This is a genomic window from Chryseobacterium sp. c4a, from assembly GCF_009900745.1.
GTDB lineage: Bacteria > Bacteroidota > Bacteroidia > Flavobacteriales > Weeksellaceae > Chryseobacterium.
The window spans coordinates 85,384-103,191 of sequence record NZ_WXVU01000003.1 but is presented as its reverse complement, the minus strand read 5'-3'; the positions used below and the strand labels follow the sequence as shown (position 1 = coordinate 103,191).

Here is a 17,808-nt window from a genome sequence, read left to right as displayed (position 1 = left end):
AAGTGTTGCAAGATAATCAATTATAAAGACTTATATCTGATTTTTTTAATATAAAAAATAGATAAGATTCTTATTCATTTTTGATTCAAAAAGTCTGCCGAATAGAATAGATTCAGATGATTGTAGCAGAAAATTTGTAATGCACGCTTTTTTGATTTTGTGTTTTAATTTAAGTTGTAATCCTGGATTTTAGTTTTTAAGAGATCAATGAATGTCGGAAATTGATATTGTATAATCCAGACCTTATACTTTGATAGTCGGTAAAGAAATACTTTATAATCATTCCCCATTTTTTTAGCATAGGAGCTTTTGCAATTTCAAAACTGCGGTGCATCCTTTTAATATGAATCCTGACATCTTCGGAAATTTCGTTTTCAGTCTGAGACCAAAGGTCTACTTCTTTCCACAGTTTAGCTCTTGATACTGCAGGATCTATAACGCGCAGGTCTACTTTTGTTATCCTATTATTTTCATGTACCCCTCTTATAGCGATCGCTTCATCCAGAATTCCAGGATAAAGATCAAGATAGTAAGAAAGGCGAAACAGAAATTCTGTGTCTTCATGAAGTCTTAAATGAGGTTTGAATAAAGGCTTTAATTTATTCATTAAAGGCTCCCTGCGTACCGTTAAAGTATCAATACTAAACAATCCAAAGCTTCCCAGCATATGAAGTTGTCCCGGAAAGACATCTTTGGGATCATATTTTTTATAGACTGTAGTGAGTCTGTCACCAAATAATTGATAATATTGTTCTTTTGCTTTTTCGGAATAGTAATGTACTCCAAGAGCTCCATACACTCCTTCAACTTTTGGATCTTTAAATAGCTCTTTTTCAGCATCGAATCTATTGGGTAGGAAATAGTCGTCTGCATCGAGAAAGGCAACAAAGTCGCCGGTTGATCTTTCTATGCCCAAGTTTCTACTTGGGCCGGCTCCGTGGTTTTCTTTATCCGGATGCTGGTAGAGTTTTACTTTTTCATGTTTTTCGGCAAGCTGCTGACATATCTGTAATGCATTGTCCGGGGATTTATCTTCAATCAGAATGATTTCGTGTACTTCATCAAACTGAAGAACAGAGTCTACTGCCTGGGAAACAAACTTTTCTGCATTATAAACGGGAATAACTACTGAGATCCTCATTTCTTCTCCTTTTTACAATAAATTTAGAATTACAATTGCGTTTTATTAGTACCTTTTGAATTCGAAATTTAAGCTTTTAATTTTATTTTAAGGTTATTAAAAGTTTGTTTTTTCCATAAAATGGTAGGGAAGCAGTATAGAGGCAATCAGAGCAATGATTTTTGATGAAAAATTCTTCTTTGAAAGGTGAAAAAATAATATAAAATCCTCTATTGTGGGAATTATTAATATTAATTTCTACATAATTTTAAAAAAAATAAACCAGATTTTCTATATGGATGCTATGAATGAGAGTAGGTGAATCTATATTTTGTTTTTAAAATGTTCGGATTTTTTAAAATAGCGGCCAATAATCCAAGAGTCTTTGAGATACCTTTTTTACCTGAAAGTTCAAATGCCTTTTTCTGCAGATAAATATGTTTTGCCGCATCTGTTTCAAGAGATAAAGCGTCAGACCATTGATAGAGAGAGTTCCAAAAAAGAAATTGTCGTTGATTATATTGTGGAGAATATCTTACTATTTTGGTGATTCTGTTATCATCATGCATCCCTCTCATAGCGACTGGAAGGTCTATAATACCGGATTTAAGATGGCAATGATAGGAAAGTTTAATAATAAAATCTGAATCCTGATGAAGACGAAGATTTTCGTTGAATTTTAATTTTTTAGACTCAAGTGATTGTCTTCTAACAGTAAGAGCATCTAAGGTGAAAAATGAGCCAAATGCCTTGGGAGTGAGTCCTAATAATCCTCTGAAGACTTCACTACCTTCCGCCGGATAATTAACAGTGAGCAGTTCGCTTTCATTGATATTAGACTGAAATTCTTCTTTCCCTTTTTCTGTTAGGTATTCTGTACCAATCGCATTAAAAATCCCGTCTATTTTAGGATCTTTAAAAAGTTCTTTCTCAGCAGTAAATCTATTGGGAAGGTAATAATCATCTGCATCCAGAAAGGCAATAAAATCTCCTGTTGCTTTCTCTAATCCCAAGTTTCTGCTGGCTCCGGCACCATGATTCCCTTTATCCGGATGTTGGAAAAGGTGTACACGATCATATTTTTGGGCTAACTCATGACATACCTGAAGAGCATTATCCGGAGATTGATCTTCTACTAAAATCACCTCGTCAACTTCATCAAACTGTAAAGCCGATTCCACAGCTTTTGAAATATATTTTTCTGCATTATATACAGGAATAATTACGGAGATCTTCATGTTATCTATTGTAGTAAGTGAAACGGTATTGGGTTTTTAGTATTTCAGGGTTTTTAAGAACTTCTCCTATAATATTAAAGTGCTTGAAAAAGCCTTTCTTTAAGGACAGGTCAAATGATTTATACAATAAATAAATTCTTTTTCTGGGTTCTGAGGGAATCTGATTGGAAATCGCCCATTGATTGAGAGATTGCCATAAAAGAAACTGCCTCTGATTATATTGCGGAGAATATTTTACAATTTTAGTAATCCTGTTATTATCATGAATACCTCTCATAGCAACAGCTTCTGTAATGTTTCCTGTTTTTAAATAACAATGATAGGCGAGTTTGATAATGAAATCTGAATCCTGATGTACACGAAGATCCTTATTGAATCGTATATGATGATACTCCAGAGAAGCCTTTCTAATAGTAAGTGAATTGAGATGGAAAGACGTACCGAAGGTTTTAGTTGAAAGACTTAAAAGTCCTTTGAATACTTCTTCTCCTTCTGCAGGATAATTTACTGTACTCAGGGATACTTCTTTAAATTTAGACTGAAATTCTTCTTTCCCTTTTTCTGTTAAATATTCTGTACCAATAGCATTGAATACTCCATCTACTTTAGGATCTTTGAAAAGTTCTTTTTCAGCATCGAATCTATTGGGTAAATAGTGATCGTCAGCATCCAGAAATGCAATAAAATTACCTGTAGCTTTTTCTATACCTAAGTTCCTTGATGCACCTGCACCATGGTTTCCTTTATCCGGATGTTGGAAAAGTTTTACCCTACTGTATTTTTGAGCCAGTTCACTGCATATTTGAAGAGCATTATCCGGGGATTGATCTTCTACTAAAATTATTTCACAAACTTCATCAAATTGTAAAGCAGATTCTACAGCTTTTAAAATATATTTTTCGGCATTGTATACGGGAATAATTACGGAGATCTTCATGAACCTAAAGGGGAGTAATAATTAAGTTATCATTAACGAACAGTTCCTGCTCGATAGTAAAGAAATCTTTTTTGTGTACTCTGCTGTATACTTTAAAATGATTATCAAAAAAGAACTGGAGCAAATCCTTAGAAGTATGCTCTCCCTGTTCATCGATAGCAGCCGGACAAAATTCCATAAATAAAATAGGCCTGTTTTTCAGGAAGATATCCTTGTTTTCAAGAATGACAACAGCTTCGTATCCCTCAACATCCATTTTCACAACATCAAACTTAGCATCAGATATCATTTTTTTAAGAGGTTCTATCTGAACATTGATCAATTTTTTTCCGGGATTCTTGCTTTCAATAAATGAGCTCATTCCTGCATGCCCTGCAACATAGTTAAATGACTTTACTTCAGAGGAACCTCCAATAGCTGTATTGAAGAGCTTAATGTTGGTATAATTATTTTTTTTAATACTTTCGTTAAACTCGTGATAGACATCAGGAATAGGTTCAAATGAATATACCTGTTTACAGTATGGAGCTAACAGCAAACTGTGCTGCCCGATATTGGCTCCTATGTCCAACAATACTTTGTCTTTGGTAAGAACAGATCTTATATCATCAATAATATACTTCTCATAGATGCCATTTTCAAAAATATAGAGATCAACAAAACCAAACTTTTTATTAAGATAAATCCTGGTTTTTCTATTATTATAATGAATGGTAAAAAGCTTACGGTTATCAAGATAAGAAATGTTCAATTTTCTTTTGATAAAGCTGATAGGTGTTTCTTTAAATAAAATGCTATGAAGGGATCGTAGGTAGTTAGGCATATGATTTTTTTTGCTTTGTGTTTAAAAATTATAAATATGATTTGTTATTATCTGCCCATAAAGCAAGTTGTAAAAGATTCCAATGTCTCTCATCCTTGTCAAGGAAACTCTGAGCTGCTTTGAAATCAATAAAATTAAATACCTTATGATTAGGGTCTTTTAACAGATCATTTGAAAAATTCATCAGTTTTTCTTCCGCAAACCAGCTTTTTACCCCAAGACCAAATCCTTGTTTATGACGTTTTCTGATGGTTTCCGTCCAGTAAGAGCCCATGGCCTCACGAAGGATAATTTTATCATTACTATCATTAAGTTTCAGTTGATCCGGCAATTGGATACAAAATTCCGCAAAGTCCAGATCCAGAAATGGGGTTCTTACTTCCAAAGAATTAGCCATTGCCATTCTGTCGGATTTTACCATCATATTAGCTGGGACGTAATTCTCCAGATCTACTCTCATAATATCGTTAAGGGAATCAGGATCAGGGGTAAAACTATACGTTTGCAGATAGTCAGATGAAACCCCAAGTAGATCACGTTCTTTTTTATTAAAAGCATTTCTTACATCATTCAAATGAAAATCCATAATGGATGAAAACTCTATATTTTTCCTTGTAAGGAATGAAGTAGGCTTTATTTGCTGGTAGAGTTTTAATCCAAACTGAGCAATGATGTTCTTATAGCTGAAGTGTTTCTTTAATTTATTTTCAACAGTGTAGAAATGGTAGCCTCCAAACAGTTCATCTCCTACATCTCCGGATAATACAACCGTAAGGTTCTTTCTTGCCGCTCTGCATATCTCATAATGAGGGATAAAAGAAGCATCTGCAAAAGGCTCATCAAAGAATGGAGATATTTTTAAAAGAGAGGTGACAAGATCAGATTTCTTCTCATGAACCTCAATATGATTGGTTTTGTATTTATCGGCAATTTCTTTGGCATATTTCAGTTCGTTGTCTTTGTGATCATATCCGAAGCTGATCGTAGTCTGATGAGGTAAAAACTCATCCACCAAAGCTACCACAGATGAAGAATCTAATCCTCCACTCAGGAAACTTCCTACTTCTACATCTGCGATAAGCTGTTTCTTGACAGCATTTTTCAATAGATACAGAAATTCTTCCTTAGCATCAGAAAGACTTATAACGCTATCTTTTGCAGGAATGCTATAGTAGCGTGAAACGGTAAATTTTCCATCTTTCCAAACGAGTTGATGGGCTGGTGGAAGTGTATAAATGTTGCTATAAATGCTCTGATGAGAACTTACATAACCATATTGAAGATAATGGGAGAGTGCTTGAGAGCTTACTTTAGGCTGAATAAGCCCCGAAGCTAAAATTGCTTTGATTTCTGAAGCAAAAATAAACTCATTGTTTTTACCAATGGCATAATAGAAAGGCTTTTCTCCAAAACGGTCTCTTGCACAGAAAAGCTGTTGTTTTTGTTCATCCCAAATAGCAAATGCAAACATCCCGGGAAGATCATGAATGAGGTTTTCCTGTTTTCTCTGATACATGGCAAGAATGACTTCGGTATCAGAACCTCCATGATAAGGATATTCTGCATATTGTTTTTTGATGTCCTGGTAGCCGTAGATTTCGCCATTGAGAACGATACATTCATTTTGAGTATTGGAAAACATAGGCTGCTTTCCATTGTCAGAAAGGTCTATAATGGAAAGTCGGCGGTGGCCTAGTGCGGCATTGTCATAAAATTCATAGTGAGAAGAATCCGGGCCACGATGAATCAGGGAATCTGTCATCTTTCGGATTTCTTCCTGGTAATTTCTGGCATTACTGCTTATAATTCCCGCTATTCCACACATAATATTTTATTTTTCATCATTAATTTTCACTTTTTGTACAGCTAATTTACGATAGATTCAGAAAACTAGATCCTGGTTGGGTCAATTGCTTTCGTAAGCTGCTTATCTTTTCACTATCTCTCGCTATTTTTTTATACTTCAGAGATAATTCTTTGTACTTGCTGATATTTCCTGTGAGCAGGTTTTTAAACATACTTTGTTTTAATGCTTTTTTCTCCTGGTTCAAACCGTTGGGAAGGCTAGGGTTCAATGTATTGATCTCGATACGAACATCTTCGTATTTGGTGAAATCTATTTTGTGCAGGAGCTGTACACCATCATGAACTACTTTACTGCCAGGAACCAACAAGACTTTCTTTTGATGGAAATGAACTCTGTTTACGTATTCATCATCTTCTCCATAATGAAAAAAGTAAGGATTGAAACCTCCTATTGTTTCTATCGTTTTCTTTGGCAATAGCCAGTGAGCTGCATTTACAAAGTGAATTTCGTAATAAGGTTTTAAAGACTGAAAATACAGATCAGAGATCAACCTGGTTTTTTCGTAATTCTTAGCAATATACTGATCCAGGAAAATATCAAGATATTTTTCAGAACCATCAATATGAATAGGGCTTATGATACCAATTTCGTCTTTGTTGGGGTGGCTGTTGTATACTTCCAGCATTGTTTCCATACTATTCTCGTAAAGCCATGCATCCTGATTCATCAGGTAGAAGAATTTTGCCCCATCTTTATAAGCTTTTTCAATCCCTATATTATTGGCTTTTCCGAATCCAAGATTAGATTCAGATTGGGTGAAATCCACTTCAGGGAAATGAGTTTTTATATATTCCTGAGTTCCGTCCGTAGATCCGTTGTCTATTACAAAGCACTTTACAGGGACAGATGATTTTCTTAGACTGCTAAAGCATCTTTCTGCCCATTTCATGGCATTATAAGTAACAATGATGATGTGAATCTCAGGCATTTTTATTTTAATATTATTTGAGGACTGATGAAGCGTCCATATTTTACAGCAAATTCGTGATTCTAAAATACAAAAAATAGTAGATTTGTTTAAGAAACTTGTCAAACTGTGGGAAAAGTTAACATTCCAAAAGAGTTTAATGAACAGATAAAAAGCTGCTGTATATAGTAAAAGATAAATCCAAATACAATATATTCAAATGTAAGTTCATTGGAGGGTATCAATAAGTTTCCCAAAAGTATTTTTAGCTTGAATTCTTCATCTTGGTAATTAATCAATAAATACTTTTTTAAAAGTATCCATCACCGGATGAGGAAGGAACTTTTCATAAAGCTCTTTTGCGGATAAGCTGAGGTCTGCATCCAGAATAATATCCTGTAGTTCTTTACTATCGTTGTAATAATAAGCCTGATCCTGTAAATGAGTAATATGAGCTTTTTCTGGTGGGTTCGCAAAAGCAATTACAGGTTTTCCCATGATCGCAAATTCAGCTACTGTAATTCCAAAAGTTTCTCCTCTTTCGCGGGCATGAAGTAATGCATTACAGGTATTGATGAATTTCTGCTTCATGATAATATCCGAACTTGGTGGAAGAAATATAATGTTTGAAGGAACAGATTTCCACCACTTCTTTTTGATGAATGAATCTACGCCCATAAAAATGAAATAGACATCCTTGTATTTTGATGCAATCTTTTCAATGGTCTTTTGGGCAAAAAGAATATTAAAGCTGATATGCCCACCATAATATCCGAATACTTTTGCATGCTTGGGGATATTAAGTTCTGCTCTTAGATCTTCATGAGTTTGAGAGTCAAAATTAACCATGTGAGGTACATAAGGATATTTTGAGCCTGTCATTTCTTGGCTTAGCCATTCAGAGACATAGGCATAAACATCACCATGAGGTTCAAAATGCTTGAAAACACTATGGATGACAGATTTACATTCCTTAGTATCTATACCGTCTATATTGCCGTTTTTAATAGCATAAAAAAGGTCTACATTCTGCTCACGGATCAGTTGATCTATTTCGCTGAAGTCTGAGTAGCCGTGTACACGGAACCTTTTTTCAAATTTTTCAACACCCAGCGGATGATTGGTCTTTGCATTTTTATTGTATACAATGATAGACTCATTCCCCAGATATTTTTCATTAAAATCTGCGTAATCATATACTGCTATGGAAGTCCCTCTATAATTGAGCTCATCCTCATGGAAAAGAATTTTCATCTTGCTTGTGTTATTTAAATATGTTTTTCAATCTCCCTATGATCTTCTGAATAATGGTTTTCTTCGGATATTTGGTAAGATCATTATGCTTAAAAAGACCTTCTCCCTGTGCTATTTTGAAGCTTTGTTTTACCCACCAGGCAGCAATATTTCTTTCCAAGGATGCTGTTTCTCCTGAAAAAGGAATCACTGTTTCCAGCAAAAAGCTTTTTCCGACAAGGTAAGGATTATTAGTCCAGTTGGCCCAACGTGAGGTCGTAATAAAATATTCTCCCTGCTTTTGTATCTTGTCCGGAAATTCTACAGCAGGATCAAGCCAGTGCAGAGATTCAAGGAGATGGGGGGAAGTACATTCATGCCAGTCGTCATAATAATCTAGCTCGTTTCCTTTATGTCTGATGGAAATAAGAGGATAACCTGGTGTGTTTCTGCTTCGGTAGCGAACTACATCAAAGCCATTGTCAAGCATTTCCAATCCACTTTTAAGGCGGGAGAATACGGTTGCTTTATTTTCAATCAGCTCAAAGTCATGCTCCAGAAAAAGAATATTTTCACAAACAGCATTTTCTGCCAGTGTTTTCATCCCTTTTCCGATACCGATATTATCTTTTAGACCTATGTATCTTATGTTGTACTGATCTGCCAGTTTTTTGTCAGATTCACTTACTTCCTGAAAAAGAATGACAACATCATCAACTATATCTAGAAGACCATACTTCTGATAGGATTTCAATGTGTTTCTCAATGTTTTCCCTGTTTTCCAGGAAAGAATGCAAATGCTGATAGGGAGTGATTTCAAAGGATTAATTTTTATGTACTACATTATTCATCAGTTCTATTACTTTCTTTGTATAGCTTTCCCAAGTTTGATCTTTTACCAGCTCATGGGCTCTTACACATAGTTTTGTATACTCTTCTTCGTTCATCATAAGAATTGTTCGGATACTATCTACAATATCACTGACTTCAGTATTTTGAAGATAAATACCGAAATCATTTTTCTCCCCATAATCTAAAGCAAAGGCTTCATAAGGTTTTATAATGATAGGCGTATAGTAAAACATACATTCAATGGTACTGGAATATGCTGCCCAAATTTCGGATGGATTTACCAAAATTTTTGCATTAGTAATAAGATCGTAGTATTGGGTATTCTGTTCCGGATCTCCTTTATCCAAATATTCATAACAAACTATATTTCGATCTGTATCTTGTAGCAACAATCTGTCTTTAGGAATATTAATAATATTTAAAGTTAAATTGGGGAAATCTTTCTGTAAAATTCTAACTGCTTCTACCAACTTTCTCGCCCCTAATAAATATTTCATCGATCCAATAAGCAGCAGTTGTTGTGATTTTTTTTTCTTTTCTAAAATTTCTTGAACAGTAGGTTTATTAAAGTTGATATCATTAACAACATTACTGCCGAGGTGATGTACTTGTTTACCATGGCGTTCAGAAATTATTTGTTGTGCATCTTTAAAAAGTGAAACGACTAATTCGGAATTGTTGAACGCTTCATGCTGATATTTGATAAACCATTTTTCAAAGAAGTAGGGTTTTCTTTTTAAGCGATCTAAGATGACCATGTCATAACTCCAATCGTGAAATAATAGTGATGGAGTATTACTGAATTTATTATAAAAATCGAAACTCAATACGATAACAAAATAAAGATCCGGATTATTTTTTACAACCTTTTTGATCTTTTTATAAGCTAATATCCTTGAAATAGGAGTTTTAATAAATTCATATTGATGATTCGGAAAGAATCGGGATAAAATTCTTCCCGGGTACTTATTCCATAATGTTTCGTATTTCGGTGAGGGCGATAAATCTACACGCAGGAGTTCATATCCCTGCATTTTTAAATTTTCAGAAAAAAGGAACGGCACATTAGACCAGGCTTTTGGAGAGTTTGAATCTCCATAACAAACAAAAAGAATTTTTTTACTCATTTAGAAATTTTTAGATATTTAAAAATGGGTGTGAAGAGTTGATGATTTTTTGACGATGCTCATGAATTTCCTGTAAGCGAGGTAAAAAATACTTATTCATTTCACGTTGCTCAATACGTTCTTTTGTATAACCTTTTAATGCGAATTTATAAAAATCCCATAATAACTGCTTTTTTATTTTTACTGGATCAAAATCAAATGCAGGATTCATAAATTCGGTTTGTTTTTGTAACCTCAATGAAAGCCATTTTTCTTTATAAGCGGCTTCGGGACTTTGAAAAACTTTATGTTGTTTAGTATCATGAACTACAAGGCTATCCAGACAAAGTATGACTTTCTTTTTATTATACACAACACGATTTAAATAGTCGTAGTCTTCACCATAATGGAAATAAAACGGATTGAACCCACCAACGGTTTCAATGGTAGACTTAGGCAATAACCAATGTGCAGCGTTTACAAAATCTATTTCGTACCATTTATTTAGCTGTTTTAAAAACAGGTCAGAAATTAAGCGGTTTGTTTTGGCATATTTTCCCAGATAATTTTCAAAATGGGAATCTAATTTTTTTTCACTTCCGTCTAAATGCATCGGACTTAGTATGCCAAGTTGTTCTTTGTTGGGATGGCTGTTGTATACTTCCAGTAATTGTTCCATACTGTCCGGGAAAATCCATGCATCCTGATTCATCAAATAAAAAAAGTCGGCTCCTTCTTTATACGCTTTTTCAATACCAATATTATTGGCTTTACCAAAACCTAAATTTTCCGAAGACTGAATAAAATCAACTTCAGGAAAGTTTATTTTAATATACTCTTGAGTGCCGTCCGTAGAACCGTTATCAATAACGATTGTCTTTACGGGAATGTTGGACTTTCGTAAACTTGTAAAACATCTTTCTGCCCATTTCATGGCATTGTAAGTAACAATAATTACATAAAAATTAGCCATCTTAAATATACTTTCTGGTTAATGTTTCTAAATAGCTCTCTGGTGTTTTTCCAGAGAAAAAAGCGATGATATCTTCATCAAAATCCACTTTATAGAAATCACCTTCATGAGTTTCGGTATAAAGCCCTTTTTTATCGGTTTCCTTTTCAATAGTACTGATGATTTCCTTTAGATCATAATAATAAGGAAAGGAGAAATTGATGGTTTTGTTGTGAGCATGTAAACCGTGTGATTCTACAAATCTCGAGATGTCTTCAATGTCTAAAAGAAGTCTTCTGGCTTTAAGATGTAGGGTAAATTGATTGTTGTTGTCAATCTGGGTTTTAAGAAAGTTGAAAAGAGTGTTGGGATTTCCCCCTTTTCCTACAATATTGCCTATTCTCAGAATGAGGTAATGGTCAACATTATTTTCTATGTAATTTTCAATTTCTTTTTTATGGATGACATAGGGGCTATTTTGCTTTGATTGGTCATGGATGCTGAGGGTAGAAAAATAGATCAGCTTCTTTTCTCTGTTATCTCCATAGATCGTTTTTAAAAGAGAAAATTCTCTTTCAAATTCTGATGCTCGTATCTCCAGAGAATTGGATACTCCTGAAGCAAAAAAAACTATATCTTGTCTGTCATAAGATTTTACAGCATTTGCTATAATACCGTTTCCAATAATCATACCTTAGTTGTTTCATTAATTGTGTTATAGGGGAACATTATTCCATATCTGAAGAAAAATTATTTCATTCAGATACTCAAATATATGAATAGTATTTCATTTTGTTGGGGTAACCAGTCTTCTCTCTCTTTTTTCTCATCGGTTAAAAAGATTAAAAATTTTATTTGCCCAAACATATCTCTTGCTGTTGAGGATATTTTTTAAATGCTGGTTATTATCGTAGAGCTTCTCAAAACTACCGAGTTCCTTTGTGAAAAACTCGATGTGTTTTCTGTATACAATATTGTGGGTTACCATTTTCTTCATGTCCCCGTTGTCGGAGATCATGTCTTTGATCATGGAGTTTTCTTTGATCCTGTAATAGAAACAAATTTCTTTGATTTTATGCACTTTACCTCCATTTTTGAGAATGGAAATCCAGAATTCCCAATCTTCCAGACCATAAATAAGGCTGGTGTCATATCCACCGGCTTTTTCCCAATCTGTTCTTTTAAAAAATGCAGTACAAAAAATAACATTTCTTACCGCTAAAGCTTGTGGGGTATATTCGGGTAGAATCCATTTTCCTGTTTCTATACCAAATTTTTCAGCTTCACAGTAAATAACACTATAGCCATTATTGAATTCTTTCTCTGCCAATTCAAGATAAACCGGAGAGATCTTATCATCAGCATCCAAAGGTAAAATCCATTCTCCTTTTGCAACTGCTATTCCTGCATTTCTTGCTGAGGATAATCCTCCGTTTTCCTTATCAACATACTGAAAACGTGCGTCTCTTTCTATCCATTTTTTAGCAGCATCTTTCGTGTTGTCTGGAGAACCATCATTAACAATAATACATTCCCAGTTCTGATACGTCTGCTGAAGTACAGATTCCAGACATTCATCAAGATAAACAGCCTGATTATAGCAAGGAACAATGATGGAGATTAAAGGATTCATTTTATATAATTTTCTTTAAAATCTTATACAAAGAAAAAGGAAGCTTCTTTCTTACAGCGAAGTCCAGTTTCTTTGAACGAAACGGATAGGCATGATAAGCACTGGTATATTCTTCAGGAAGCTGTGTCCCTGATTGATATAATTTTTGAGTAATATAATTGATACTTCCTCTTGAAACTCCTTTTTTATCAAACATCATCTGGAGCAAAGCGGCCTCCATTTCAATTCTGTCGGCTTTTACTTTAGAAATATTATCAGTATGCAGTCTGTAATAGGCCAATTTTTCCGGGATATAGGCAATCAGATATTTTTGGCTGACCTTCAACCATCGATAATAATCTTCTATGATAAATTGAGCATCATATTTACCGGTTTCTCTTACTACATCTGTTCTTAATAATACCGTTAAAGCTGCAATTCTATTCCCTTTCAAGAGTTCTTCTCTGAAAACTTGAGGATCTACTTTGCCTAAAGCATCATAGTCTGCAATATCTTCGATGATCTCACTGTCGTTATTTACAGCATGAGTATGAGAAAAAGACATTCCGTATTCATTTCCTAATTTCTCTAATGTAGAAACTGATTTTTCAATAGATTCCGGATGCAGAAAATCGTCAGCTGCAATGATTTTGATATACTTTCCTTTGGCCAGATCCATACATTCATTCAGCATGGTTGGTAAGCCTGTATTCTTAGTATGGAAGTTTTTTTCTGCAGGATAGTTATTTTCCTGCAGCCACTTTTCAAAAACTTCTACCGAATGATCCGGAGAGGCATCATCACCTACAATTAACTGAATGTTGCTGTAGGTTTGATTTTTTATACTATCCAGATTTTCTTTTATAAACTGAGAGTGATTATAGGAAACTACAACCACTGTTACTAATGGTTGTTCCATTTAAAATTCGTTTACCGTTTTAATAATGGTTTGTATTTCTTCTTCATCTAAAACAGAGGAGATCGGAAGACTTAAAACTTCTGCATGAATTTTTTCACTGATAGGGAAAGACAGGTCATTCCACTCTTTGTAGGCTTCCTGCTTGTGAGGCGGAATAGGATAGTGGATGATGGTTTGTATTCCCTGTTCCGTAAGATAAGTCTGAAGCTCATCTCTTCTATGAGTTCTGATAACGAAAACATGCCATACATGTTCATCTTCATTTTCAGGATATTCAGGAAGAATGATATCCGGGTGGGTGATTTCATTGATGAATCTTTTGGCAATAATTCTTCTTGCATTATTTTCATCATCAATATATTTCAACTTGATATCTAAAACAGCAGACTGCAGTTCATCAAGCCTGGAGTTTAATCCCTGATAAATGTTGACATATTTTTGGTTAGAACCATAGTTTGCCAATGCTCTGATGGCCTTTGCAAGCTCATCATCATTGGTGGTTACAGCTCCTGCATCTCCTAATGCTCCTAGATTTTTTCCGGGATAAAAACTGAATCCCGCAGCATCTCCGAGGTTTCCGGATTTTATGTCATTCCATGCTGCTCCGATAGCTTGTGCATTATCTTCAATGATCTTTAACTCATGTTTCTGAGCAATTTCTTTAAGCTGATCCGAGAAAACAATTCTACCCTGAAGATGCACAATAAGGATACCTTTTGTTTTTGGAGTAATCTTCTCTTCAATTTTAGCTATATCAATATTGTATGTATTGATTTCCGGTTCTACAAGAACTGGAACCAATCCGTTATCAGAAACAGCCAATATAGAAGCAATATAAGTATTAGAAGGAACAAGAATTTCGTCTCCTGCTTTCATAATTCCTAATTCTATGTAAGCGCGAAGAATCAGACGTAATGCATCCAATCCGTTGGCCACTCCAATAGCATGTTTTGTTCCAATATATTGAGCTAGATTCGTTTCAAAAGCTTTGGTTTTTTCTCCTAAAAGATACCAGCCAGATCTGAAAGTTTGAAGTAAGCTATCTTCTATTTCTTGTTGATATTTAAGATTAACTTTTTGTAAATCAAGAAACTTTATCATTGTTATTATTCTTTAAAAATTTTGCAGGGTTTCCTACCCATATTTCGTTATCAGGAACATTTTTAGTAACCACGCTTCCAGCCCCGATTAATGCATTTTTACCAATGGTGATTCCTGCTAAAATAGTAGCATTGGCACCAATGGAAGCTCCTTTTTTTACCAGTGTTTTTACCAGCTTGAAATCTTTATTTTTAGACTTAGGAAAAAGGTCGTTGGTAAATGTTACATTGGGCCCTATAAATACATTATCTTCAAGGCTTACTCCGTCCCAGATCTGAACTCCGGGCTTTATCGTAACATGATTTCCAATGGTAACATCATTTTCTATAAGTACCTGGCAATTGATGTTGCACCCACTCCCAATTTTTGCTCCCTTTAAAATGACACAAAACTGCCATACAAAAGTTCCTTCACCTATATTTTGAGACTGTACGTCAGCTAAAGGATGTATCATTTTTTGTAGTTTTTAAAATCTTCGAAATCTCTGAAATAATCATCCTCGTCATACAGTTCAGAAGCAAGACATAAAAGAACAGCATTGTGGCTGAACTTAATATCTCTCCAGATTAATTCCGGAATATAAAGTCCTTTGGAAGGCGAATCTAATATGAATGTTGCTTCATTACCTTCCAAATCCTGAGTGTTGAATTCTATTGTTCCTGAAACAGCAAAGATAACCTGCTGTAATTTCTTATGTGCATGTCCTCCACGGATTACATCTTGAGGGGTAAAATAAGTCCAGTAAACTCTGTTGATGGAAAAAGGAACATTTTTCTGAGCTTCAGCTACAGTGATGTATCCTAATTCCGGAGATCCGATCTTTAAAAAATCTATAATATGCGGAGTCATAATCATTTAATTTATATATCTATTAGGACTCGTTTTTAGTCCCTTCAATTCCATACGAATTTTGTATCTTCTTTCCATCTTCATCCAATGAATAGAGAAGTATTTTCTTGTCTTCTTTTACTACACTTACTTCAAAAGGAACAATATTAACCACGTCAATATGATCGGGGAGTCCCAGGTGAAGAGTATATCCGTCGACAAATTTTTCATTTAATTCATCAACACTTATATTGATGGTCGGGTTGAATGTTTCCACAGAAACCCTGTTTAAAGTTGTACCTACCAGTTTGGTTTGTAATGGGCTCATTCCTTTTCTAAAGAGTTTATGCTGTAATGCATGTCTGAACACATTTTCTTCTAAAGTGATTGGGTTGTGATAAGGTATTTTTTCTAAAACTTTTAACAAATGCTTAGCGTTGTATACCGTTCCGTCCACTGAAAATGGATAAGACCAGTGCGTAATATTCTTATCTGCATAATAGTCCCATTCATAATGATTGCCTTTTTTCTGAATATAATTAGGGAACCCTTCAATATTATCACCTACATACATTCTGTAAGACGAATGTTCAGGATCTTTTTTAAATTCCGAAAGAACTTCTTCATCCAGAACTACATCATTATAAAAGACACCATCATCGGTATTGAACATGACCAATTCATGTTTGGTCTTTCTTAATAAATCCTGAAGCAGCCCTTTGAAGTTATCGCCCTGCTTATTCTTTAGATTTTTCTCCAGGAAGAATTTAAAATTTTTTTTGTTGGTAAGTGTTTTGAAAAAAGCGGTGTCAAACCATATTTCTTTTCTTTCCTCAAAACGAATATTAGGATAGTTTTTATACTTTTCAATTAATTTTTTATAACCTAAATGATGATTTCCGGTCGTGTGATATAAAATAACCGTTTCATAGTCATCTATCTTTATTTTTTTTAAAATAGTACTTAGCAGATAATCTACCTGCATAGCTCGGTTATATGAAAAGATAATATTTAAAAGCATGATGAATTATTTTGAATGATGAGCACTGAAAAGTTATAACTTTTTGATTTCCGAAGCAATAGCAGGCGAAATTACACCTGGTGATTTTTTGATGTCTCCAAATTGATTTCTGATTCCATTGATTTCAAAACCAAATGATTGTGTTTTGAATGCGATCTCGGAACGGTTCATTCCCCAAAACATATCAAAATAATAAGAATCCTCATTAAGTATATTGGCCGGAATATCAAAACAGATAGAGTAGCCCCCCGGTTCTCCATTCTCACTGATCATAAAGCCGTTACTCATCACAATAACTTCATGAGAGTTTTTGATATAGAAAGAAAGATCTACAGTTGCATTTTGAATCGTGCTTATAAAATCTACTTTTATTCTTACTCCTGAATTGATATTCAGTACATTTCCTTGGATAGGTGTTGCTGAGTAGGCCTGAACTTTAATTCTGTCATTACCAATTTCAAAACCATCTTTTGAAGCTTCATAATGAGAGATGTAGGAATTCTTACGCTGGTATTCAATGATACATTTATCTTTGTCTCCTTGCATGGCCACAGAGCCTTGATCTAATAAAATAGCACTGTTGCAAAGCTCATTAATGGCAGCCATATTGTGGCTTACAAACAAAACAGTTCTTCCTTGTCCCTTTGTAACATCACCCATTTTTCCAAGACATTTCTTTTGAAACTCAGAATCTCCTACTGCAAGTACTTCATCTACGATCAGTATTTCAGACTCAAGGTGTGCCGCAACAGCAAATGCCAGACGGACATACATTCCTGAAGAATATCTTTTTACCGGAGTATCTATATATCTTTCAACTCCTGAAAAGTCTACAATTTCATCAAATTTTCGGGTGATTTCCTTTCTGGTCATCCCAAGAATAGCTCCATTAAGGTATACATTCTCACGCCCTGTCATTTCAGGATGGAATCCTGTTCCTACCTCCAGTAGTGATGCAATTCTTCCCTGAGTATAAATTTTTCCGGTTGTTGGTTTGGTTACTTTACTTAAAAGTTTGAGTAAAGTAGATTTACCAGCACCATTTCTTCCTATAATTCCTACAGCATCTCCCTGTTCAATCTCAAAATTGATATCACGGAGCGACCAAACGTACTCAGAATCTCCTTTAGTTGTTCTGTCGTTGGTTTCACCAATTTTTAAATAAGGATCTTCTTTTCCTCTTACTTTATGCCAGAATCTGTTAAGGTCATGAGAGAGAGTTCCCGTGCCCACCTGTCCCAGACGGTATTGTTTTGATATGTTTTCTGCTTTTAAAGCCAGCATGTTTAGAT

General features: G+C 34.6%; 18 protein-coding genes. All 18 read right to left on the bottom strand.

Going from position 1 to position 17,808, the window contains the following annotated elements; translation table 11 throughout:
- Positions 1-196 precede the first annotated feature (196 nt).
- The 18 genes from GTR01_RS06480 to GTR01_RS06395 all read right to left on the bottom strand — a co-directional run bounded on the left by GTR01_RS06480 (position 197) and on the right by GTR01_RS06395 (position 17,800).
- On the bottom strand, positions 197-1,141 hold the full coding sequence (locus tag GTR01_RS06480) for a glycosyltransferase family 2 protein (protein ID WP_160137050.1): 945 nt from the start codon (positions 1,139-1,141) through the stop codon (positions 197-199).
- Positions 1,142-1,422: 281 nt separating this feature from the next.
- Entirely contained in the window at positions 1,423-2,358 is a 936-nt protein-coding gene (locus GTR01_RS06475) for a glycosyltransferase family 2 protein (protein ID WP_160137049.1), read from the bottom strand.
- 1 nt (position 2,359) lies between these two features.
- Positions 2,360-3,295 carry a glycosyltransferase family 2 protein gene (locus tag GTR01_RS06470; RefSeq protein ID WP_160137048.1) on the bottom strand — a complete coding sequence of 312 codons (936 nt, stop codon included), beginning with the start codon at positions 3,293-3,295 and terminating at the stop codon, positions 2,360-2,362.
- 4 nt (positions 3,296-3,299) lie between these two features.
- Positions 3,300-4,118 (bottom strand): FkbM family methyltransferase, encoded by an 819-nt coding sequence (locus tag GTR01_RS06465; protein ID WP_160137047.1) that lies wholly within the window; start codon positions 4,116-4,118, stop codon positions 3,300-3,302.
- Between the two features lie 28 nt (positions 4,119-4,146).
- Complete coding sequence (gene asnB, locus GTR01_RS06460; RefSeq protein WP_160137046.1) at positions 4,147-5,943, bottom strand: asparagine synthase (glutamine-hydrolyzing); 1,797 nt, start codon at positions 5,941-5,943, stop codon at positions 4,147-4,149.
- A 46-nt stretch (positions 5,944-5,989) separates the two neighbouring features.
- The gene (locus GTR01_RS06455) at positions 5,990-6,913 is read right to left on the bottom strand and encodes a glycosyltransferase family 2 protein (RefSeq protein ID WP_160137045.1); all 924 of its coding nucleotides are present in this window, start codon (positions 6,911-6,913) and stop codon (positions 5,990-5,992) included.
- Between the two features lie 270 nt (positions 6,914-7,183).
- On the bottom strand, positions 7,184-8,146 hold the full coding sequence (locus GTR01_RS06450; RefSeq protein ID WP_160137044.1) for a hypothetical protein: 963 nt from the start codon (positions 8,144-8,146) through the stop codon (positions 7,184-7,186).
- Positions 8,147-8,156: 10 nt separating this feature from the next.
- Positions 8,157-8,945 (bottom strand): glycosyltransferase family 2 protein, encoded by a 789-nt coding sequence (locus tag GTR01_RS06445; protein WP_160137043.1) that lies wholly within the window; start codon positions 8,943-8,945, stop codon positions 8,157-8,159.
- Positions 8,946-8,949: 4 nt separating this feature from the next.
- Positions 8,950-10,104: a glycosyltransferase gene (locus tag GTR01_RS06440; RefSeq protein ID WP_160137042.1), complete on the bottom strand. Its 1,155-nt coding sequence runs from the start codon at positions 10,102-10,104 to the stop codon at positions 8,950-8,952.
- A gap of 10 nt (positions 10,105-10,114) precedes the next feature.
- The gene (locus tag GTR01_RS06435; RefSeq protein ID WP_160137041.1) at positions 10,115-11,056 is read right to left on the bottom strand and encodes a glycosyltransferase family 2 protein; all 942 of its coding nucleotides are present in this window, start codon (positions 11,054-11,056) and stop codon (positions 10,115-10,117) included.
- A gap of 1 nt (position 11,057) precedes the next feature.
- Positions 11,058-11,726, bottom strand: coding sequence for a hypothetical protein (locus GTR01_RS06430; protein WP_160137040.1), 669 nt, complete (start codon positions 11,724-11,726; stop codon positions 11,058-11,060).
- 135 nt (positions 11,727-11,861) lie between these two features.
- Positions 11,862-12,668: a glycosyltransferase family 2 protein gene (locus tag GTR01_RS06425; protein ID WP_160137039.1), complete on the bottom strand. Its 807-nt coding sequence runs from the start codon at positions 12,666-12,668 to the stop codon at positions 11,862-11,864.
- 1 nt (position 12,669) lies between these two features.
- A complete protein-coding gene (locus GTR01_RS06420; protein ID WP_160137038.1) occupies positions 12,670-13,566 on the bottom strand; it encodes a glycosyltransferase family 2 protein in 897 nt (298 codons plus the stop codon).
- Positions 13,567-14,667, bottom strand: a complete 1,101-nt coding sequence (locus tag GTR01_RS06415) for a DegT/DnrJ/EryC1/StrS family aminotransferase (RefSeq protein WP_160137037.1) — start codon at positions 14,665-14,667, stop codon at positions 13,567-13,569.
- Positions 14,651-15,121 (bottom strand): acyltransferase, encoded by a 471-nt coding sequence (locus tag GTR01_RS06410; RefSeq protein WP_160137036.1) that lies wholly within the window; start codon positions 15,119-15,121, stop codon positions 14,651-14,653. Before GTR01_RS06410 ends, GTR01_RS06415 begins: the two co-directional genes overlap by 17 nt.
- Positions 15,118-15,516, bottom strand: a complete 399-nt coding sequence (locus GTR01_RS06405; protein WP_160137035.1) for a sugar 3,4-ketoisomerase — start codon at positions 15,514-15,516, stop codon at positions 15,118-15,120. The genes GTR01_RS06410 and GTR01_RS06405 overlap by 4 nt, the downstream gene beginning before the upstream one ends.
- A gap of 22 nt (positions 15,517-15,538) precedes the next feature.
- A complete protein-coding gene (locus GTR01_RS06400) occupies positions 15,539-16,516 on the bottom strand; it encodes a hypothetical protein (protein WP_160137034.1) in 978 nt (325 codons plus the stop codon).
- Between the two features lie 33 nt (positions 16,517-16,549).
- Positions 16,550-17,800: an ABC transporter ATP-binding protein gene (locus GTR01_RS06395; RefSeq protein WP_160137033.1), complete on the bottom strand. Its 1,251-nt coding sequence runs from the start codon at positions 17,798-17,800 to the stop codon at positions 16,550-16,552.
- Positions 17,801-17,808: the final 8 nt, after the last annotated feature.

Coding starts and splice junctions, on each gene's coding strand:
- GTR01_RS06480 (WP_160137050.1), bottom strand. CDS start 1,141: ATGAGGATCTCAGTAGTTATTCCCGTTTATAATGCAGAAAAGTTTGTT.
- GTR01_RS06475 (WP_160137049.1), bottom strand. CDS start 2,358: ATGAAGATCTCCGTAATTATTCCTGTATATAATGCAGAAAAATATATT.
- GTR01_RS06470 (WP_160137048.1), bottom strand. CDS start 3,295: ATGAAGATCTCCGTAATTATTCCCGTATACAATGCCGAAAAATATATT.
- GTR01_RS06465 (WP_160137047.1), bottom strand. CDS start 4,118: ATGCCTAACTACCTACGATCCCTTCATAGCATTTTATTTAAAGAAACA.
- asnB (WP_160137046.1), bottom strand. CDS start 5,943: ATGTGTGGAATAGCGGGAATTATAAGCAGTAATGCCAGAAATTACCAG.
- GTR01_RS06455 (WP_160137045.1), bottom strand. CDS start 6,913: ATGCCTGAGATTCACATCATCATTGTTACTTATAATGCCATGAAATGG.
- GTR01_RS06450 (WP_160137044.1), bottom strand. CDS start 8,146: ATGAAAATTCTTTTCCATGAGGATGAGCTCAATTATAGAGGGACTTCC.
- GTR01_RS06440 (WP_160137042.1), bottom strand. CDS start 10,104: ATGAGTAAAAAAATTCTTTTTGTTTGTTATGGAGATTCAAACTCTCCA.
- GTR01_RS06435 (WP_160137041.1), bottom strand. CDS start 11,056: ATGGCTAATTTTTATGTAATTATTGTTACTTACAATGCCATGAAATGG.
- GTR01_RS06430 (WP_160137040.1), bottom strand. CDS start 11,726: ATGATTATTGGAAACGGTATTATAGCAAATGCTGTAAAATCTTATGAC.
- GTR01_RS06425 (WP_160137039.1), bottom strand. CDS start 12,668: ATGAATCCTTTAATCTCCATCATTGTTCCTTGCTATAATCAGGCTGTT.
- GTR01_RS06420 (WP_160137038.1), bottom strand. CDS start 13,566: ATGGAACAACCATTAGTAACAGTGGTTGTAGTTTCCTATAATCACTCT.
- GTR01_RS06415 (WP_160137037.1), bottom strand. CDS start 14,667: ATGATAAAGTTTCTTGATTTACAAAAAGTTAATCTTAAATATCAACAA.
- GTR01_RS06410 (WP_160137036.1), bottom strand. CDS start 15,121: ATGATACATCCTTTAGCTGACGTACAGTCTCAAAATATAGGTGAAGGA.
- GTR01_RS06405 (WP_160137035.1), bottom strand. CDS start 15,516: ATGACTCCGCATATTATAGATTTTTTAAAGATCGGATCTCCGGAATTA.
- GTR01_RS06400 (WP_160137034.1), bottom strand. CDS start 16,516: ATGCTTTTAAATATTATCTTTTCATATAACCGAGCTATGCAGGTAGAT.
- GTR01_RS06395 (WP_160137033.1), bottom strand. CDS start 17,800: ATGCTGGCTTTAAAAGCAGAAAACATATCAAAACAATACCGTCTGGGA.